This window comes from Rhizobium sp. R339 (assembly GCF_002211395.1).
In the GTDB taxonomy this organism is placed as follows: domain Bacteria; phylum Pseudomonadota; class Alphaproteobacteria; order Rhizobiales; family Rhizobiaceae; genus Rhizobium.
This window is the reverse complement of the sequence record NZ_LOKV01000026.1, coordinates 211,559-226,425: the sequence shown is the minus strand read 5'-3', so window position 1 is coordinate 226,425 and position 14,867 is coordinate 211,559. Positions and strand designations below refer to the sequence as shown.

The following is a 14,867-nucleotide window of genomic DNA, read 5'->3' as shown; positions in this document are numbered from 1 at the left end:
CGATTTCAATCCTCAAACCGTGGCGCTTTTTCGTCAAGAAGAGCGTTGATCTCGGCAATGATCGACGGCGCCCGCCCGGCTTCGGCAAAGACCGCCAGCCGTAGCGCCACGAACTCCGCGCCGGTCTCCGCGACCGCGAGCGCCGAGGCGGGATCGGTGCCGCCCATGACGATACAGGGAATCTCGATCATCGATGCCCACCATTCGCCGAGCGCGAGATTCTTCGGATGCGCCTCCGGCTTGATATCGCCGTCGAGCTTGCCGAAGAAGATATAGTCCGGCCTGACCTCGCCGATTTCGAGCGCCGTATGCCGGTCGCTCGCATTGCCGCCGCCGACGATCAGCTTCGGCGCGTGCTTGTCGATCGCTTCCGAAAGCGCCTCCGCATTGGCGGAAAGGTGCAGGCCGTCCGCCTTTGCCCGCCCCGCCACGCGGCTGTCGCCGGCGATCAGCGCCGCGGCGCCGGCATCCTGAATGACGGGCACCAGCTTCTCGGCATGTTTTTGGAAGGTGCCGTCGTCCAGTCCATATTGCGGCACGATCACCGAGGCGACGTCGCCGCCCTTCAGCGCGTCGGCGACGATCTTTGCCTGCTCATCGGCATCGGCAATGTCGGGCACAATGAGCACAAGACGGCAGCGGTTTTCCGGTTCGGTCATGAGGTCTTTCCGTTTCCTGCGGATTCCCTTCCGAAATGGCGGAACCGCACTCGTTTTGTGTGAGTAGTTCCGTTAGAGGAGGCTTGCAAGAGGAGGACGCCGAAAGCATGCCGCAGGATCTGTCATTCTACTACGCCGCCGTGCCCGCCGTTCTGCTCGTGGGCCTTGCAAAAGGCGGCATGGGCGACGCTTTGTCGCTGATCGGCCTGCCCTTTCTCGCCTTGGTCGTCTCGCCGGTCGAGGCGGCGGCGATCCTGCTGCCGATCCTGGTCTTCATGGACATGATTTCACTCGTCGTCTGGCGCAAGCACGGCGACTGGGCGACGCTGAAGATCATGCTGCCCGGGGCCATCTTCGGCATCGGCCTCGGCTGGGCGACATCGGCGCTCGTTCCGGGCAATATTCTGCGCATCGTCATCGGCGCGGTGACCATCCTCTTCTGCCTGCGCTATTTCTGGAATAATTTCGGCCCCGGCGCCGGCAAGGTGATCCCGCCGCGCGGCCAGCGGCCGGTCGCGGCCGGCTTCTGGGGTGCGTTCTCGGGTTACGGCAGCTTCGTCGCCCATGCCGGCGGCGCGCCCTTCCAGATCTATGCCCTGCCGCTCAAGCTGCAGCCGCGCGAATATACCGGCACCAGCGTGCGCTTCTTCGCGATCCTCAACGCCATCAAGCTCATCCCCTATTTCGCGCTCGGCCAGCTCGACACGCAGAATCTGGCGACCTCGGCGACGCTTCTTCCCTTCGCCCCGCTCGCCACTCTTGCCGGCGCCTGGTGCGTGCGGCGCATGAGGCCGGAGATTTTTTATCCCTTCATGTATGCGATGGCCCTGATCGCCGCCTTCCTGATCGTGCGCGAAGGCCTTGGCTGGTAAGGGCCGCGGCAGCACGCTGCAATGCACAATTTCCTTGCCGGAACGGCTGGTTTGACGTAGCTTTCCCGGCATGTCGAACACAGACCCTTTCTCTGCGATTGCCGATCCGAACCGGCGGTTTCTGCTGGAGGAACTTCGTCGTGCGCCGCGGACCGTCAATGAGCTCGCCGAAGGCCTGCCGATCAGCCGCCCGGCCGTGTCGCAGCACCTGAAGGCGCTGCTCGACAGCAACCTCGTCTCGGTGACGGCGGAAGGCACGAAGCGCATCTACACGGTCAACAATCGCGGCTTCGACAAGCTCAATTTATGGCTGGATCAGTTCTGGGCCTGATACGCACCCCGCAACCTGCGGGCATTATGCGAATCACATGAACCAGTTTGAGGCGTATCGCCCTCGCAAAAGCGCCAGCCGCAATGCCGCATGCATCGGGCTGGCGCAATTCTGGTGTCTAATCACCGGGTCTTGCAAAATTTTAGGCGGAATGGATGGATTTTACCTCTTCTAACGCAAGATGATCGCCCGGCGACCCTTGGGAAGATTAATGGACGGATGACTTGAGACGCTGAATCTCGTCCTTGATGCGCAGCTTACGGCGCTTGCATTCGGCAATTTCAGTATCGGAAATCGAGGGAGATGTTCTGAGTGCGTGCAACTCCTCCTCGAGAGCTACATGCTTTTTCTGGAGTGATTCAAGATGAGCTTCAACTGTCATTTGACCCTTCCTTCCTCTTACCCTCCCCGACCATCGTCGTCGGGGATCAAGGTGTCAACGCGCGGACTGTGACATATTTTTGAAGGCTTGTCGAAGGCCAAAAGATGAAGAAGAGATGGCAAATTCATGATCAACACTAACTAGCCGTTACCCGTATTTGGTGATAGGAGCTTGCGGAAATCATCGGCAGATCGGACAAGATCCGAGCGCGATAACGGGGAATGCATATGGCCGATCAGGAACAGGCGGATATCAGGCTCATGGTGGCGCGTCTGCGTCAGGAGCACGAGGATTTCGACGCCGCGATCAACGCCATGATAGAGACCGGATGCGATGCTCTGCGAATCCAGCGCATGAAAAAGAAGAAGCTCGTCATAAAGGACAAGCTGACCAAGCTCGAAGATCAGATCATCCCTGACATCATCGCTTGAGAGGAATAGCTGCAACGATGACAGACAGACCGCCCGTCGCCATTATCATGGGCAGCCAGTCCGATTGGGAGACCATGAAAAACGCCGCCGACACACTGGAGGCGCTTGAGATCCCTTATGATGCGCGCATCATCTCGGCGCACCGCACGCCCGACCGGCTGTTCAATTTCGCCAAGGGCGCGCGTGCGGAAGGCTTCAAGGTCATCATCGCCGGCGCCGGCGGCGCAGCCCATTTGCCGGGCATGGCCGCGTCGATGACGCCGCTGCCGGTCTTCGGCGTGCCGGTCCAGTCGAAAACCATGTCCGGGCAGGACAGCCTTCTTTCCATCGTACAGATGCCGGCCGGCATTCCCGTGGGAACGCTCGCCATCGGCAGGGCGGGCGCGGTGAACGCCGCTCTTCTCGCCGCTGCCGTGCTGGCTCTCTCCGACGAGGAAATCGCCGAGCGGCTCGACGAATGGCGCGAACGCCAGAGCGCGGCGGTCGCCGAATACCCGATGGACGACCAATGACTGTAAGCACTATCGGCATCATCGGCGGCGGCCAGCTCGGCCGCATGCTGGCTATCGCCGCCGCCAGGCTGAATTTCCGCACGATCATCCTCGAGCCGCAGGGTGACTGCCCCGCCGCCCAACTCGCCAACCGGCAGATCGTCGCCGCCTATGACGATCCGGCGGCGCTCGCCGAACTCGCGGCCGCCTGCGATGTCGTCACCTACGAATTCGAGAACGTGCCCGTCGCGGCTGCCGAGGCGCTCTCGGCCAGCATTCCCGTCTATCCGCCCGCAAAGGCGCTGGAAGCGGCCCAGGACCGCCTCGTCGAAAAACGCTTCCTCAACGGCTGCGGGATATCGACCGCCCGCTTCCATGCGGTCGACAGCCAGGCCGATCTCGAAGCCGCACTGAAGGATTTCGGTGGCCAGGGCGTGCTGAAGACCTGCCGCCTCGGTTATGACGGCAAGGGCCAGAAGGTTTTCCGTTCGGCGGCCGACAATCCCGACGACGCCTATGCCGCACTCGGCGCCGTCCCTCTCATCCTCGAAAGCTTCGTCGCCTTCGAGCGCGAGGTCTCGATCATCGCCGCGCGCGCTGCGGATGGAACCGTCGCCTGCTTCGATCCTGCCGAGAACGTGCATCGCAACGGCATCCTCCATACGTCGACGGTTCCGGCCGCGATCTCTCCATCGACGGCGGACGCCGCCCGCCAGGCGGCGGAAAAGGTCCTGGCCGCATTGAACTATGTCGGCGTCATCGGCATCGAATTCTTCGTGCTCGCCGACGGCACCCTGATCGCCAACGAGATGGCCCCGCGCGTGCACAATTCCGGCCACTGGACGGAGGCCGCCTGCGTCGTCAGCCAGTTCGAGCAGCATATCCGCGCCGTCGCCGGCCTGCCGCTCGGCAATGCCGACCGCCATTCCGACTGCGTCCTGCAGAACCTGATCGGCGACGATATCCTTGCCGTTCCCGACTGGCTGCGGCGCCCCGACACGCTGGTTCATCTCTACGGCAAGGCGGAGTGGCGCGCCGGCCGCAAGATGGGCCACGTCACGACATTGCAGCGGAAATCGCCGGTTTCCGGCTGAGAAAACGCCTGCGAACCCCGGGAAAAACACCGTCACGCGGTTGACATGGTGGAGGTGACGGGGTATCTGCTCCCCCACCTAAAGAGCGCGCCCTGACGGCGCGCTTTTCATTGTTAAAGATCAACATCGCGGATCACAAAAATGAAGATCAAGAATTCGCTCAAGTCGCTCAAGGCGCGTCACCGTGACAACCGTCTCGTTCGCCGCAAGGGCCGCATTTACATCATCAACAAGCTGAACCCGCGTTACAAGGCTCGCCAGGGCTGATTTCGCGCGTCCGGATCGCCTTGCTGCGCAATCGCGCCTGCAATTCCATCCGGTGGATCGCTACGGTGATCACGTCAAATTTGTTTGATCTTCGGCGTTGGCGGGCTAATATGTCCGCCATGCGCTTTTTTGCTTTGACATCAGCGGCGCTGCCGCTCGCCTTCATTCTGCTTACCTCAGCCGTTCCGGCCGCAGCCGCGGAAAAGGAGGTCATCGTCGAGCAGACGAATGTCAACAGCACGCCGAAACAGCGCCTCGACCAGCTTTTCAGCCAGCTGAAACGCGAGCGCGACCCTGAAAAGGCCAGCGGCATCGCCAACGAAATCCGTCTGGAATGGAACGATTCCGGCAGCGCCACCATCAATCTGTTGATGCAATGGGCCGACAAGGCGATCGAGGAAAAGCGAAATCCGGCCGCCCTCGACTTCCTCGACGAGGCGATTGCGCTGAAGCCCGATTATGCCGAGAGCTGGAATCGCCGCGCCACGCTGAATTTCGTCATGGGCAATTACCGCAAGTCGATGTCCGACATCGAGCGGGTGCTGGATCTCGAGCCCCGCCATTTCGGAGCCCTCTCCGGCCTCGCCGCGATCCTCAGCAACGCGGGCAACGACCAGCTGGCGCTGAAGGCCTGGCAGCAGTTCCTCAATGTCTATCCCGCCGATCGCACGGCGCAGGAACAGGTCAACACGCTGTCGGAAAAGCTTGCCGGCAACCGCACCTGATTCCAGATCACCCGTTAAGATCATGTTTGCAGAAGTTTCCGCTCTTCTTGCCCCTCTCGCCGCCGCCATCGGTTATTCCTCCTATAAGGCGCGGCAATTCGAACAGGCCTATCCCAATATCGGCGAACTGACGGATATCGGCGGCTACCGCATGAATGCGGTGCACGTCCCGCGTCCCGAACATGCGGATCTGCCCGCGCTCGTCTTCGTTCACGGGGCAAGCGGCAATCTGCTCGATCAGATGGTTGCCTTTCGCGCAGCGCTCGAAGGCCGGGCGGAAATGCTTTTCGTCGATCGTCCCGGCCACGGTTATTCCGAACGTGGCGGCCCGGAAAATGCCATCCCCTCCGGCCAGGCCGATGCGATCGCCCGGCTGATGGAGAAGCGCGGCATCGAGAAGGCGATCATCGTCGGCCATTCCTTCGGCGGCGCGATTGCCGCCGCCTTCGGCGTGCGCCATCCGGATAAGACGGCCGGGCTGCTCTTTCTGGCGCCCGCCACCCATCCCTGGCCGGGCGGCATCGACTGGTATTATCACGTTGCGGCGGCGCCGGTCGTCGGCTGGCTCTTCAATCATGCGATCGTCGTGCCGCTTGGGCTGAGCCGGCTGGAGCGCGGCACGTTGAATGTCTTCCGCCCTAATGTGCGCCCGGCCGATTACATCGATAAAACCGGCCCCTCGCTGGTTCTGCGGCCGCGCACTTTCCACCACAATGCCACCGATTTCAAAAGGCTGCTCGCCTACGTCAAGGAGCAGTCGCCGCTCTATTCACGCATCGCCGCGCCGACCGTCATCATAACGGGCGACAAGGATGAGATCGTCTGGGAGCATCTCCATTCGCGCGGTCTTGCCCGCGATATCGCGGGCTCCGAACTCGTCATCGTCCGCGGCGTCGGCCACAAGCCGGATTACCTCGCCACCGATGTCGCCATCGCCGCCATGGAAAAGATCGCCGGCGAGCCGCGCGACCTGCAGGCGGCCGCCCGAAAGGCCGAGGAAAGGCTTGCCGCCGCGTCACGCGAACAGACGCCCGGACCGGTGCCGTCGCTGATGCCGGGCGCTCTGAGCGACGCCTGACGCCGCGCCTCCGCCATTCCAGGTAAATTTGCCGACCTTCTCGCATAAAGGTCATCGCCCGCATTGCCGCGCGCCGCGGCAGCCCCATATGTTTTTCCGTCATTGTCCATAGGAGGGGAAATCATGGGCCGCCTGCATATCGGGACGATCTCCGTCATCACTGCATTGTCGCTGAGCCTGGCCACGGCTTTCGCCGCGTCGCCGGCGCCTGTGGAAGCCGAGCATGGCATGGTGGTCACGGCCCAGCATCTGGCGACGGATGTCGGCGTCGAGGTGCTGAAAAGCGGCGGAAACGCCGTCGATGCGGCGGTCGCCGTCGGTTATGCGCTGGCCGTCGTTTATCCCTCGGCCGGCAATCTCGGCGGCGGCGGCTTCATGACCATCCGGCTGAAGGACGGCACGAAGACCTTCCTGGATTTCCGTGAACGCGCGCCGCTTGCCGCGACGAAGACCATGTATCTCGATGAGAAGGGCGATATCGTGCCGCGCGCCAGCCTCGACGGTTATCTCGCCGTCGGCGTCCCCGGCTCGGTTATGGGCCTGGAGACCGCACGCGAGAAATACGGCACCCGGCCGCGTCAGGACCTGATCGCACCGGCGCTCCGTTTCGCCAGGGAGGGCTTCACGCTGGAACAGGGCGACGCCGCCATTCTCGCCGCAAGCGCCAAGCGCCTTGCCAAGGATGAAACGGCGGCGAAGATTTTCCTGAAACCGGACGGCAAGCCCTACGCATCGGGCGAAAAACTGCAACAGCCGGATCTCGCCGCCGTTCTCGCGGCCATTTCCGAAAAAGGCCCCGACGCCTTCTACAAGGCAGCGCCCGCCGAGGCGATCGTCAAGGCGAGCCAGGAGAAGGGCGGCATCCTCGCCAAGCAGGATTTCGAGCAATATGCCGTGCGCGAATTGAAGCCGATCGAGTGCAATTACCGCGGCTACGACATTATCTCTTCCCCGCCGCCTTCTTCCGGCGGTGTCATCATCTGCGAGATCCTCAACGTTCTCGAGGGATACCCGCTCTCCTATCTCGGCTATAACTCGGCCGAAACGGTCCACATCATGGTCGAAGCGATGCGCTATGCCTATGTCGACCGCAATGCCGCGCTCGGCGATCCCGACTTCGTCGAAAACCCGGTCGATAAGCTGCTCGACAAGAGCTATGCCAAGGAAATCGCCGCGAAGATCGATCCCTACAAGGCCGGCGCCTCGGCAAACCTGAAGCCGCTCGGCGGCAAGGAAAGCACCGAGACGACGCATTATTCGATCATCGACGACGAGGGCAACGCGGTCGCCGTCACCTACACGCTGAACGGCTCCTTCGGCGCCGCCGTCGTGGCGCCCGGCACCGGTGTGCTGCTCAACAACGAGATGGACGATTTCACCTCTAAGCCCGGCGTGCCCAATCTCTACGGCCTCGTGCAGGGCGAGGCGAACACGATCGCGCCGAAGAAGACGCCGCTCTCCTCGATGAGCCCGACGATCGTCACCCGCGACGGCAAGCCCTTCATGGTGATCGGTAGCCCCGGCGGTTCGCGCATCATCACCATCACGCTGGAAGCGATTCTCAATGTCGTCGATTTCGGCATGGATATCAGCCAGGCGGTCAATGCCCCGCGTTTCCACCACCAATGGCAGCCCGACAAGATCTATCTCGAGCCCTATGCGCTGTCGCCGGATACGGAAAAGACGCTCGCAGCCATGGGCTACAGCTTCGAAGGCGGCAATAACGGGCCGGTCTGGGGCCAGGCCGCCGGCATTCTCGTCGGCGGCAAGAGTCTCGCCGCCATCGAAAAGGGTGGCGGCGCGCGCTACAATGGCGCTATGGACGCCCGCGCGGTGGAAGGTTCGGCGAACGGCTATTGAAGATCGATAAAGCGCAGTGCCCATTCGTGTCACGGTGACAAAGTCGCCGTTCACAAACCGCTTGCCCGGCCCTATGCATGATCGAACGCCGCAAGCAGGACGATTCCCGAATGGCCAGCATTGAAATGATTGTCGCCGCCCGCGCCCGCCTGCGCGGCCATGCACGCCGTACGCCGCTCCTCTCTTCTCCCTTCCTGAACGAGATCGCCGGCCGGCGCCTCCTAGTGAAGGCGGAATGTCTGCAGCATTCCGGTTCGTTCAAGTTCCGCGGCGGCTGGTCTGCCGTCTCCGGCCTCGATCCCGCCGTGCGAGCGCGCGGCGTCATCGCCTTCTCCTCCGGCAATCATGCCCAGGGCGTGGCGCTGGCCGCCAAGCTGCATGGCGTGCCCTCCGTCATCATCATGCCGAGCGATGCGCCGAAGCTGAAGATCGCCAATACCCGCGCCTTCGGTGCAGACGTGGTGCTTTACGACCGCGCCAATGAGGATCGCGACGAGATCGGCGCCAGGCTCTCGGCCGAGCGCGGCCTGACGCTGATCAGGCCTTTCGACGAACCGCTGGTGATCGCCGGACAGGGCACGACCGGTCTCGAAATCTCCGAACAGGCCGAGGAAGAAGGCATAAGGGAGGCCGAAGTCCTCGTTCCCTGCGGCGGCGGCGGTTTGACTTCGGGCATCGCGCTTGCCCTGGAAGCCAGCGCCCCCGGCTTTCGTGTGCGTCCCTGCGAGCCGCAGGATTTCGACGACACCGCCCGCTCGCTCGCCTCCGGCCGGATCGAACGCAACGCTTCGATGTCGGGCTCGATCTGCGATGCGATCATCACGCCGCAGCCCGGCAACATCACCTTCCCGATCCTGAAGCGCCTCGCCGGTGCCGGCATCGTCGTCACTGAGGAAGAGGTGCTGCGCGCCATGGCGCTCGCTTTCGTCAGGCTGAAGATCGTCGTCGAGCCGGGCGGCGCGGTCGCGCTCGCCGCGGCTCTGTTCCACGGCGATGCGCTCGACGGCGACAACATCGTCGCCGTCACCTCCGGTGGCAATGTCGATGCCCACATCTTCGCCGTGGCGCTCGAACGCTTCGGCTGAAATCGCCGGTCACGCCGCCTTGTAACGGGGCGCCGGTACGCTGCGGGATAGGTTCGGCATCAGTGCCTGGCGCGCCTGCTCGTAGGCAGCCAGCAGGCCTGGATCTTCGAGCGCCGGGATCGTCGCGAATTCACCTTGGTCGAAACCTGCGAGCGAGGCATCGACCATATCTTCCGCCGACATCACGATCTCGTTCGGCAGATGTTCGACGGGCGTGCCGGCAATGCCCCAGAATTCGGTCGCCGTGGCGCCGGGCAAGACCGCCTGGATGCGGATGTTTTTCTCCGCCAACTCGTGTTTCAGCGACTGGCTGAAGGCGAGCACGAAAGCCTTCGTGCCGCCATAGACGCCGTTCAAAAGCTCCGGCGCAATGGCGACGATGGAAGCGATGTTGATGATCGTCCCGCCGCCCCGCCCGACGAAACCGGGAACGGCGGCATAGGTCAGCCGCACCAGCGCCGTGACGTTGAGTTCGATCATCTCCTGCATTTTGTCGACATCGGCGGCCAGAAGCGGCGCGGTTCCGCCAAAGCCGGCATTGTTGACGAGAAGGGTAATACTCCGGTCTTCCTTAAGCACGCTCTCGACCCAGGAAAGGCCCGCCTTGCTTCCGAGATCGGCGACGACAGTCTCGACCGTCCTTCCGGTCTCCGGGGTCAGCCGGTTTGCCAGCGCCTTCAGCCGCTCCTCGTTGCGGGCAACGATGATCAGGTCATAGCCCTGTTGCGCCAGCCTGTGGGCGTAAATTGCGCCGATGCCCGAAGATGCGCCGGTGATCAGCGCCGTGCCCTTATGTTCCTGTGCCATGCTCTGTCTCCTTCGTTGCGCCGGCCCCTGCCCTGCGCTTGAAGAGAAACATACGCCGGATTGCATGCGTCCTGAATGTCATATATACCACCTTTTAGGACACTGGAGTTGAGCCATGCAGCACATCGCGTTCCTGCTCTATCCCGGCTTCCAGATCATGAGCCTGGCCGCCGTCTCGGTCTTCGAGTTCACCAATCTCGAACTCGCTCGGAAGGCCTATGACATCAGCTACATCTCCGAAGCCGGCGGCCCGCTTCCCACCTCGCTCGGCATGACGATCGAGACCGAGCCTTTCGGCGATCCGACGTTCGATACGCTGATCGTCGCGGGCGCACCTTCATTCGTCTTGCCGAAACCGGGCGAAAGCGCGTTCGTTCGCTCAGCCCTCGGCGCCTCCCGCCGCGTCGCCTCGATCTGCACCGGCGCCATCTTCCTTGCCGAAGCCGGTATTCTCGACGGCCGCCGCGCAACGACGCACTGGTGCCTCGCTCGCGAGATGAAGGCGCGTTATCCCAAAATCAGGCTGGAAGAGGACCGCATCTTCATCATCGACGGCTCGGTCTGGACATCCGCCGGAATGACCGCCGGCATCGATCTGGCGCTGGCCATGGTCGAAAAGGACCACGGCATCGAGGTCGCCCGCGCAGTCGCTCGTATGCTCGTCGTCTATCACCGCCGCGCCGGCGGCCAATCGCAATTCTCCGCTTTGCTCGAGCTGGAGCCGAAATCCGACCGAATCCAGCGGGCCTTGGATTTCGCGCGAAGCAATCTGAAATCCCAGCTTTCGGTCGAAGAGCTGGCGGAAGCCGCTCATCTCAGCCCCCGCCAGTTCAGCCGCGCCTTTCGCGCCGAAACCGGTCAGTCGCCGGCGAAAGCCGTCGAAAATCTCAGGCTGGAAGCAGCGCGCCTGATGATGGAGCAAAGCCGTCATCCGATCGACGTGGTCGCCGACGAGACCGGCTTTGCCGATCGCGAGCGCATGCGGCGCGCCTTTCTGCGCGCCTTCGGCCAGCCGCCCCAGGCGATCCGCCGCAATGCCCAGCAGCAATTTCAGACTTGAGGCATCCGGCCCTTTCAAGCCGGATGCCATGATCAACCCTCAGCAGGAAGGGTCATGAAGCGCGCGCCGGATCGCCGCTTCGACAGGCGAATAGTTCCCGTCCTCCCTTTCCAGCCTGTAGGGCTGCGCAAGCCCGAGCGGCGGCTGCGCCATGAAACGCGGCGTCATTCCGAGATGTCTCTGCGCCGCATGCACGAGAAAGGGATGGCAGAGATAGACGGTGCCTGCCTCCCCTGTCGCCAAGGCAAGAGGGCGCTCGGCGCCCATGGTTTCGAGATGCATATGCGACCGGCCGGCTTCGCCCGCCGGCGCGAGATAGCGCGCCATGTCCATGTGCGAACCCACCCGGATGCGTGTCGGCGCGTCGTCCTCGCCGACATCGGAAAACAGGAACAGCATCAGCAGCGCCCGCCCGCGCGAGGTGATGTTCACCCGCCAGGCCGAAAAATCCCGCTGTTCGTTCGGGTCGCAATCATCGCCGGGAAAGCTCAGATCGACATGCCAGCCGGCATCTCCAGGATCGTCGGGATGCGGAAACCGCACCGGAAAGCTCCCGAGCCCGTCACGCGGCAGCCAGCGCCCGATGCCGACGAGCTGGTCGAAGGCCGTATGCAGGACCGGCGTATTGGCGGCTGCCGCGAACGGCCCTCCGCCATAGCCCGGAAGCCGGATGACCGGCCGCGTCCATGTCGTCGGGTCGCCGGGATCACATGGCAGATCGCGCCACATGATGGCGCATGCTTCTTCAGCCAGTTCACGCGGAAAGGCCCGATCGATCCGGAAGAACCCGTCGCGGATGAATCCCTCGATCTCGGCTGCGGTCAGCGCCGGCGGATAATGTTCGTCAGTCATGAAATCTCTCTGTCGTGAAACCCTTTCCGAGCGATTGTCGGATGAAGGGTTGTTTCGCTCCACGACCAGACGCCGGCCGAAGGCCGGTCTGCGGTCGCGTCTTCCATTGCCCAAAGGCGGCCCCGGCGGCAGCGCCGTCAGCGGCTCAAGAAGAAGACCGAAGCGATATTGACAGTGAGCATCTTCATAGCGGCCGAGGCTACAGCCATGCGTCCGAGGGGTCAATGCGCAGAGGTGAGCGCCCCATGCACGGATTGCATCACCAGTTCGCCCAGCCGCGCCGCGGCCGGTTGCAGTTCGGCCTCCGCCCGATGCAGGACGAGACCGAGCTTCGGCAACTCGGGCAGGCCGACCGCCCCGGGCGCAAGCGCCCGGACCTTCGCCGGCAGGCCGACCGGTGTGCGGATGGTGAGGCCGAGGCCCGCCGCCGTCGCGGCCCAAAGGCCGCCGAGGCTGGGGCTGACGAAAGCGATCCGCCAGGAAATGCCGGCCTCGTCCAAGGCCCGGGTCGCGGCGCTGCGCATGAGACACGGCGCCTCCAGCGAGGCGAGCGGCATCGGCTCGCCGGTTGAGGCGTGCCAGCCGGGCGGCCCCTCCGCAGGGCCGATCCAGCGCATCGGCACCTCGCCGATCCGTTCGCAATGCGCCGTCAGCGTGCCGTCGCTCCAGGCGAGCGCCAGATCGAGCTTGCCCGAGGTGATACGATCGAGCAGTTCGCTATTGCGCACCACCCTCGCCTCGATGCGCACCTTCGGATGGGCGCGGGCAAAGCGGCCAAGCACATCAGGCAACAGGTTCTCGCCGAAATCCTCCTGCAGCCCGAGCCGTACCCAGCCTTCCAGCTCGACGCTGTGCACGGCCGCAGCCGCCTCGTCGTTCAGCTCCAGCAGCCGCCTGGCATAGCCGAGCATCGTCTCGCCGGCATCGGTGAGCGCCAGACCGCGCCCCGCCTTGCGGAAGATCGGCGTGCCCGCCTGCTCCTCCAGTTTCTTCAGCTGCGCGCTGACGGCCGAGGTCGAACGGCCGAGCTTCTCCGCCGCCCTGGCGAAATTGCCGAGCTCCATGCCGGTTGAAAAGGTTCGAAGCACGTCGAGATCGAAGATCGTCCGTCGCATCATATAATCCCGATTTTTAGGACTATTCGTCCATAAAATTCTGATTTTCAGCATCATCCTGTGCTGCGATAGTGCTGTTGTCAAGGCCGCAAGCGGCCCAAACCCATGGAGATCCCAATGCCCTTCGTTCGCATCTCTCTCCGCAAAGGCAAGTCGCCGGACTATCTCACGGCACTCGCCGACAGCATCCAGCGCGCGTTGGTCGAGACTTTCGACGTGCCTGAAAACGATCGCTTCCAGGCCATTCACCAGCACGACGAAAACGAGCTGATCTTCGACCGCACCTATCTCGCCGGTCCGCGCTCCGACGATTTCGTCTACATCTCGATCACCATAGGCCGGCCGCGAACGGCAGAGGTAAAGGCGGCGCTCTACCGGCGGCTCGCCGATTTGCTGAGGCAGTCGCCGGGTCTGAGGCCCGAGGACGTGATGGTGGTCATCAGTACCAGCGCGCCGGAGGACTGGTCCTTCGGCAACGGTATCGCCCAGATGACCGATCCCGACTGGCGGCTGCGGCTAGCGGAGACGCAAGCATGATCGCCATGCAGTACAGCTTCACCCTGCCCGCCGACTACGACATGTCGGTCATCGATCGCCGCATCCGCGATAAGGGGCCGCTGCTCGACGGCTTCCCCAATCTCGGCTTCAAGGCCTATCTCAGCGCCTGCAGAGGCGAATTCGCCAGCCGCGAAAACCTCTACGCACCATTTTATCTCTGGCAGAAGCCGGAAGGCGCGAGCGATTTCCTCTGCGGCTCGGGCTTCGAAGCGCTTACCGCCGCCTTCGGCTGGCCGCAGGTGAAGACATGGATCGTCTGGCAGGCGGAAGTGTCACCCTATATCGGCGCGGCCAGGTTTGCGACCCGCGACATCCTGCAGACGCAGCCCTATGCCTCTCTCGCCGATATCCGCCGGAGCGAAAGCGCCGAGGCCGAAGCCGATCTGGCGGCGGGCGGCGCGCTCGCCTCCGTCTCCGGTTTCGAACCGACGACATGGACGCGCATCCGCTTCAGGCTGTGGCGAGATATGCCTGAGATCGGCGAGCACACGCAGGCCTATCGCGTCGGTCACCTGTCCCCGCCTCGACCCTGAGTTCAGGCGGTGGCGCGGCGATAGAAGGCAAGCGAACCGGCGAGCGCCAGAAGCGCGCCGCCGCATGCCCGCTCCAGCCATAGAGCGCCTGACGTTTTCAGGAAACGGACCGCCTGCGAGCCGAAGAAGGCGTAGCCGAACATGATGATGAAATCGAGCGCGGCAAAGATGAGGGCGAGCAGCGCATATTGCGCCGCCTGCGGCTGGGTGGGATCGATGAACTGCGGCAGGAAAGCGGAGAAGAACAGGTAGCCCTTCGGGTTCGTCGCCGCGACCATGAAGCTTTTCAGCCCGATCGCGAAAGTTGACTGCCCGGCGGGCGCACCTGATTGCAATGCCGCATCGATCGCGCCCTTCGAGCGCAGAAGCATGATGCCGAGAAAGGCGAGATAGGTGGCACCTACCCATTTCAGCATGGAGAACCAGAATTCCGACGTCGCAAGCAGCGCGCCGAGCCCGATCGCCACGGCGCCGATCAGCACGAAATCGGAAAGCACCGCGCCGACCATGCCGGCCATCGCCCGGCGCAGGCCATGCCGCGAACCATTGGTCAGCGCCAGGAGCACCGTCGGTCCCGGCGTCGCGATGCCGACGAAGGAAACAGCAGCAAAAGCCAGAAGCGTAAAGATATCCATGACGATCCCTCCCAATCCAGGGATCGAAACTT

19 protein-coding genes are annotated in these 14,867 nt (G+C 63.3%); 13 read left to right on the top strand and 6 right to left on the bottom strand.

All coding sequences use genetic code 11. The features are described from left to right. Window positions 1-5 precede the first annotated feature (5 nt). Complete coding sequence (locus ATY76_RS28030; protein WP_088677912.1) at window positions 6-659, bottom strand: thiamine phosphate synthase; 654 nt, start codon at window positions 657-659, stop codon at window positions 6-8. A gap of 107 nt (window positions 660-766) precedes the next feature. Here ATY76_RS28030 and ATY76_RS28025 point away from each other — a divergent pair, with 107 nt between their 5' ends. Both ATY76_RS28025 and ATY76_RS28020 read left to right on the top strand, forming a co-directional pair. Further along, window positions 767-1,531: a sulfite exporter TauE/SafE family protein gene (locus tag ATY76_RS28025; RefSeq protein ID WP_088677911.1), complete on the top strand. Its 765-nt coding sequence runs from the start codon at window positions 767-769 to the stop codon at window positions 1,529-1,531. A 70-nt stretch (window positions 1,532-1,601) separates the two neighbouring features. After that, window positions 1,602-1,862: a metalloregulator ArsR/SmtB family transcription factor gene (locus ATY76_RS28020; protein WP_088677910.1), complete on the top strand. Its 261-nt coding sequence runs from the start codon at window positions 1,602-1,604 to the stop codon at window positions 1,860-1,862. A gap of 208 nt (window positions 1,863-2,070) precedes the next feature. Here ATY76_RS28020 and ATY76_RS28015 read toward each other — a convergent pair whose 3' ends face one another. Beyond that, window positions 2,071-2,244: a DUF465 domain-containing protein gene (locus tag ATY76_RS28015; protein WP_088677909.1), complete on the bottom strand. Its 174-nt coding sequence runs from the start codon at window positions 2,242-2,244 to the stop codon at window positions 2,071-2,073. 227 nt (window positions 2,245-2,471) lie between these two features. Here ATY76_RS28015 and ATY76_RS28010 point away from each other — a divergent pair, with 227 nt between their 5' ends. From ATY76_RS28010 to ATY76_RS27975, 8 genes are all read left to right on the top strand, one after another. Continuing rightward, window positions 2,472-2,675, top strand: a complete 204-nt coding sequence (locus tag ATY76_RS28010) for a DUF465 domain-containing protein (protein ID WP_088678052.1) — start codon at window positions 2,472-2,474, stop codon at window positions 2,673-2,675. Window positions 2,676-2,692: 17 nt separating this feature from the next. Then, on the top strand, window positions 2,693-3,187 hold the full coding sequence (gene purE / locus ATY76_RS28005; protein ID WP_088677908.1) for a 5-(carboxyamino)imidazole ribonucleotide mutase: 495 nt from the start codon (window positions 2,693-2,695) through the stop codon (window positions 3,185-3,187). Next, on the top strand, window positions 3,184-4,260 hold the full coding sequence (locus ATY76_RS28000) for a 5-(carboxyamino)imidazole ribonucleotide synthase (protein ID WP_088677907.1): 1,077 nt from the start codon (window positions 3,184-3,186) through the stop codon (window positions 4,258-4,260). Before purE ends, ATY76_RS28000 begins: the two co-directional genes overlap by 4 nt. A gap of 141 nt (window positions 4,261-4,401) precedes the next feature. Further along, window positions 4,402-4,527, top strand: a complete 126-nt coding sequence (gene ykgO, locus ATY76_RS27995; protein WP_003582204.1) for a type B 50S ribosomal protein L36 — start codon at window positions 4,402-4,404, stop codon at window positions 4,525-4,527. 110 nt (window positions 4,528-4,637) lie between these two features. Continuing rightward, window positions 4,638-5,252 (top strand): tetratricopeptide repeat protein, encoded by a 615-nt coding sequence (locus tag ATY76_RS27990; RefSeq protein WP_088677906.1) that lies wholly within the window; start codon window positions 4,638-4,640, stop codon window positions 5,250-5,252. 22 nt (window positions 5,253-5,274) lie between these two features. Then, window positions 5,275-6,330: an alpha/beta hydrolase gene (locus tag ATY76_RS27985; protein ID WP_088677905.1), complete on the top strand. Its 1,056-nt coding sequence runs from the start codon at window positions 5,275-5,277 to the stop codon at window positions 6,328-6,330. A 123-nt stretch (window positions 6,331-6,453) separates the two neighbouring features. Further along, a complete protein-coding gene (ggt, locus tag ATY76_RS27980; protein WP_088677904.1) occupies window positions 6,454-8,190 on the top strand; it encodes a gamma-glutamyltransferase in 1,737 nt (578 codons plus the stop codon). A gap of 110 nt (window positions 8,191-8,300) precedes the next feature. Next, on the top strand, window positions 8,301-9,275 hold the full coding sequence (locus tag ATY76_RS27975; protein WP_088678051.1) for a threonine/serine dehydratase: 975 nt from the start codon (window positions 8,301-8,303) through the stop codon (window positions 9,273-9,275). 9 nt (window positions 9,276-9,284) lie between these two features. Here the strand turns inward: ATY76_RS27975 and ATY76_RS27970 are convergent, their stop codons facing one another. Continuing rightward, a complete protein-coding gene (locus ATY76_RS27970; protein ID WP_088677903.1) occupies window positions 9,285-10,082 on the bottom strand; it encodes an SDR family oxidoreductase in 798 nt (265 codons plus the stop codon). A 115-nt stretch (window positions 10,083-10,197) separates the two neighbouring features. Between ATY76_RS27970 and ATY76_RS27965 the strand changes: the two genes are divergently transcribed. Then, complete coding sequence (locus ATY76_RS27965) at window positions 10,198-11,142, top strand: GlxA family transcriptional regulator (RefSeq protein WP_088677902.1); 945 nt, start codon at window positions 10,198-10,200, stop codon at window positions 11,140-11,142. Between the two features lie 39 nt (window positions 11,143-11,181). Here the strand turns inward: ATY76_RS27965 and ATY76_RS27960 are convergent, their stop codons facing one another. Together ATY76_RS27960 and ATY76_RS27955 are read right to left on the bottom strand one after the other, a co-directional pair. Continuing rightward, complete coding sequence (locus ATY76_RS27960; protein WP_088677901.1) at window positions 11,182-11,994, bottom strand: phytanoyl-CoA dioxygenase family protein; 813 nt, start codon at window positions 11,992-11,994, stop codon at window positions 11,182-11,184. Between the two features lie 221 nt (window positions 11,995-12,215). Continuing rightward, window positions 12,216-13,109 (bottom strand): LysR substrate-binding domain-containing protein, encoded by an 894-nt coding sequence (locus ATY76_RS27955; protein WP_088678050.1) that lies wholly within the window; start codon window positions 13,107-13,109, stop codon window positions 12,216-12,218. Between the two features lie 117 nt (window positions 13,110-13,226). Here ATY76_RS27955 and ATY76_RS27950 point away from each other — a divergent pair, with 117 nt between their 5' ends. Together ATY76_RS27950 and ATY76_RS27945 are read left to right on the top strand one after the other, a co-directional pair. Then, entirely contained in the window at window positions 13,227-13,646 is a 420-nt protein-coding gene (locus tag ATY76_RS27950) for a tautomerase family protein (RefSeq protein ID WP_088677900.1), read from the top strand. Continuing rightward, window positions 13,643-14,200, top strand: a complete 558-nt coding sequence (locus tag ATY76_RS27945) for a DUF4865 family protein (protein WP_088677899.1) — start codon at window positions 13,643-13,645, stop codon at window positions 14,198-14,200. The genes ATY76_RS27950 and ATY76_RS27945 overlap by 4 nt, the downstream gene beginning before the upstream one ends. A 2-nt stretch (window positions 14,201-14,202) precedes the next feature. On the opposite strand, the gene ATY76_RS27940 is transcribed toward ATY76_RS27945, so the two are convergent. Beyond that, complete coding sequence (locus tag ATY76_RS27940) at window positions 14,203-14,835, bottom strand: LysE family translocator (protein WP_088677898.1); 633 nt, start codon at window positions 14,833-14,835, stop codon at window positions 14,203-14,205. Window positions 14,836-14,867: the final 32 nt, after the last annotated feature.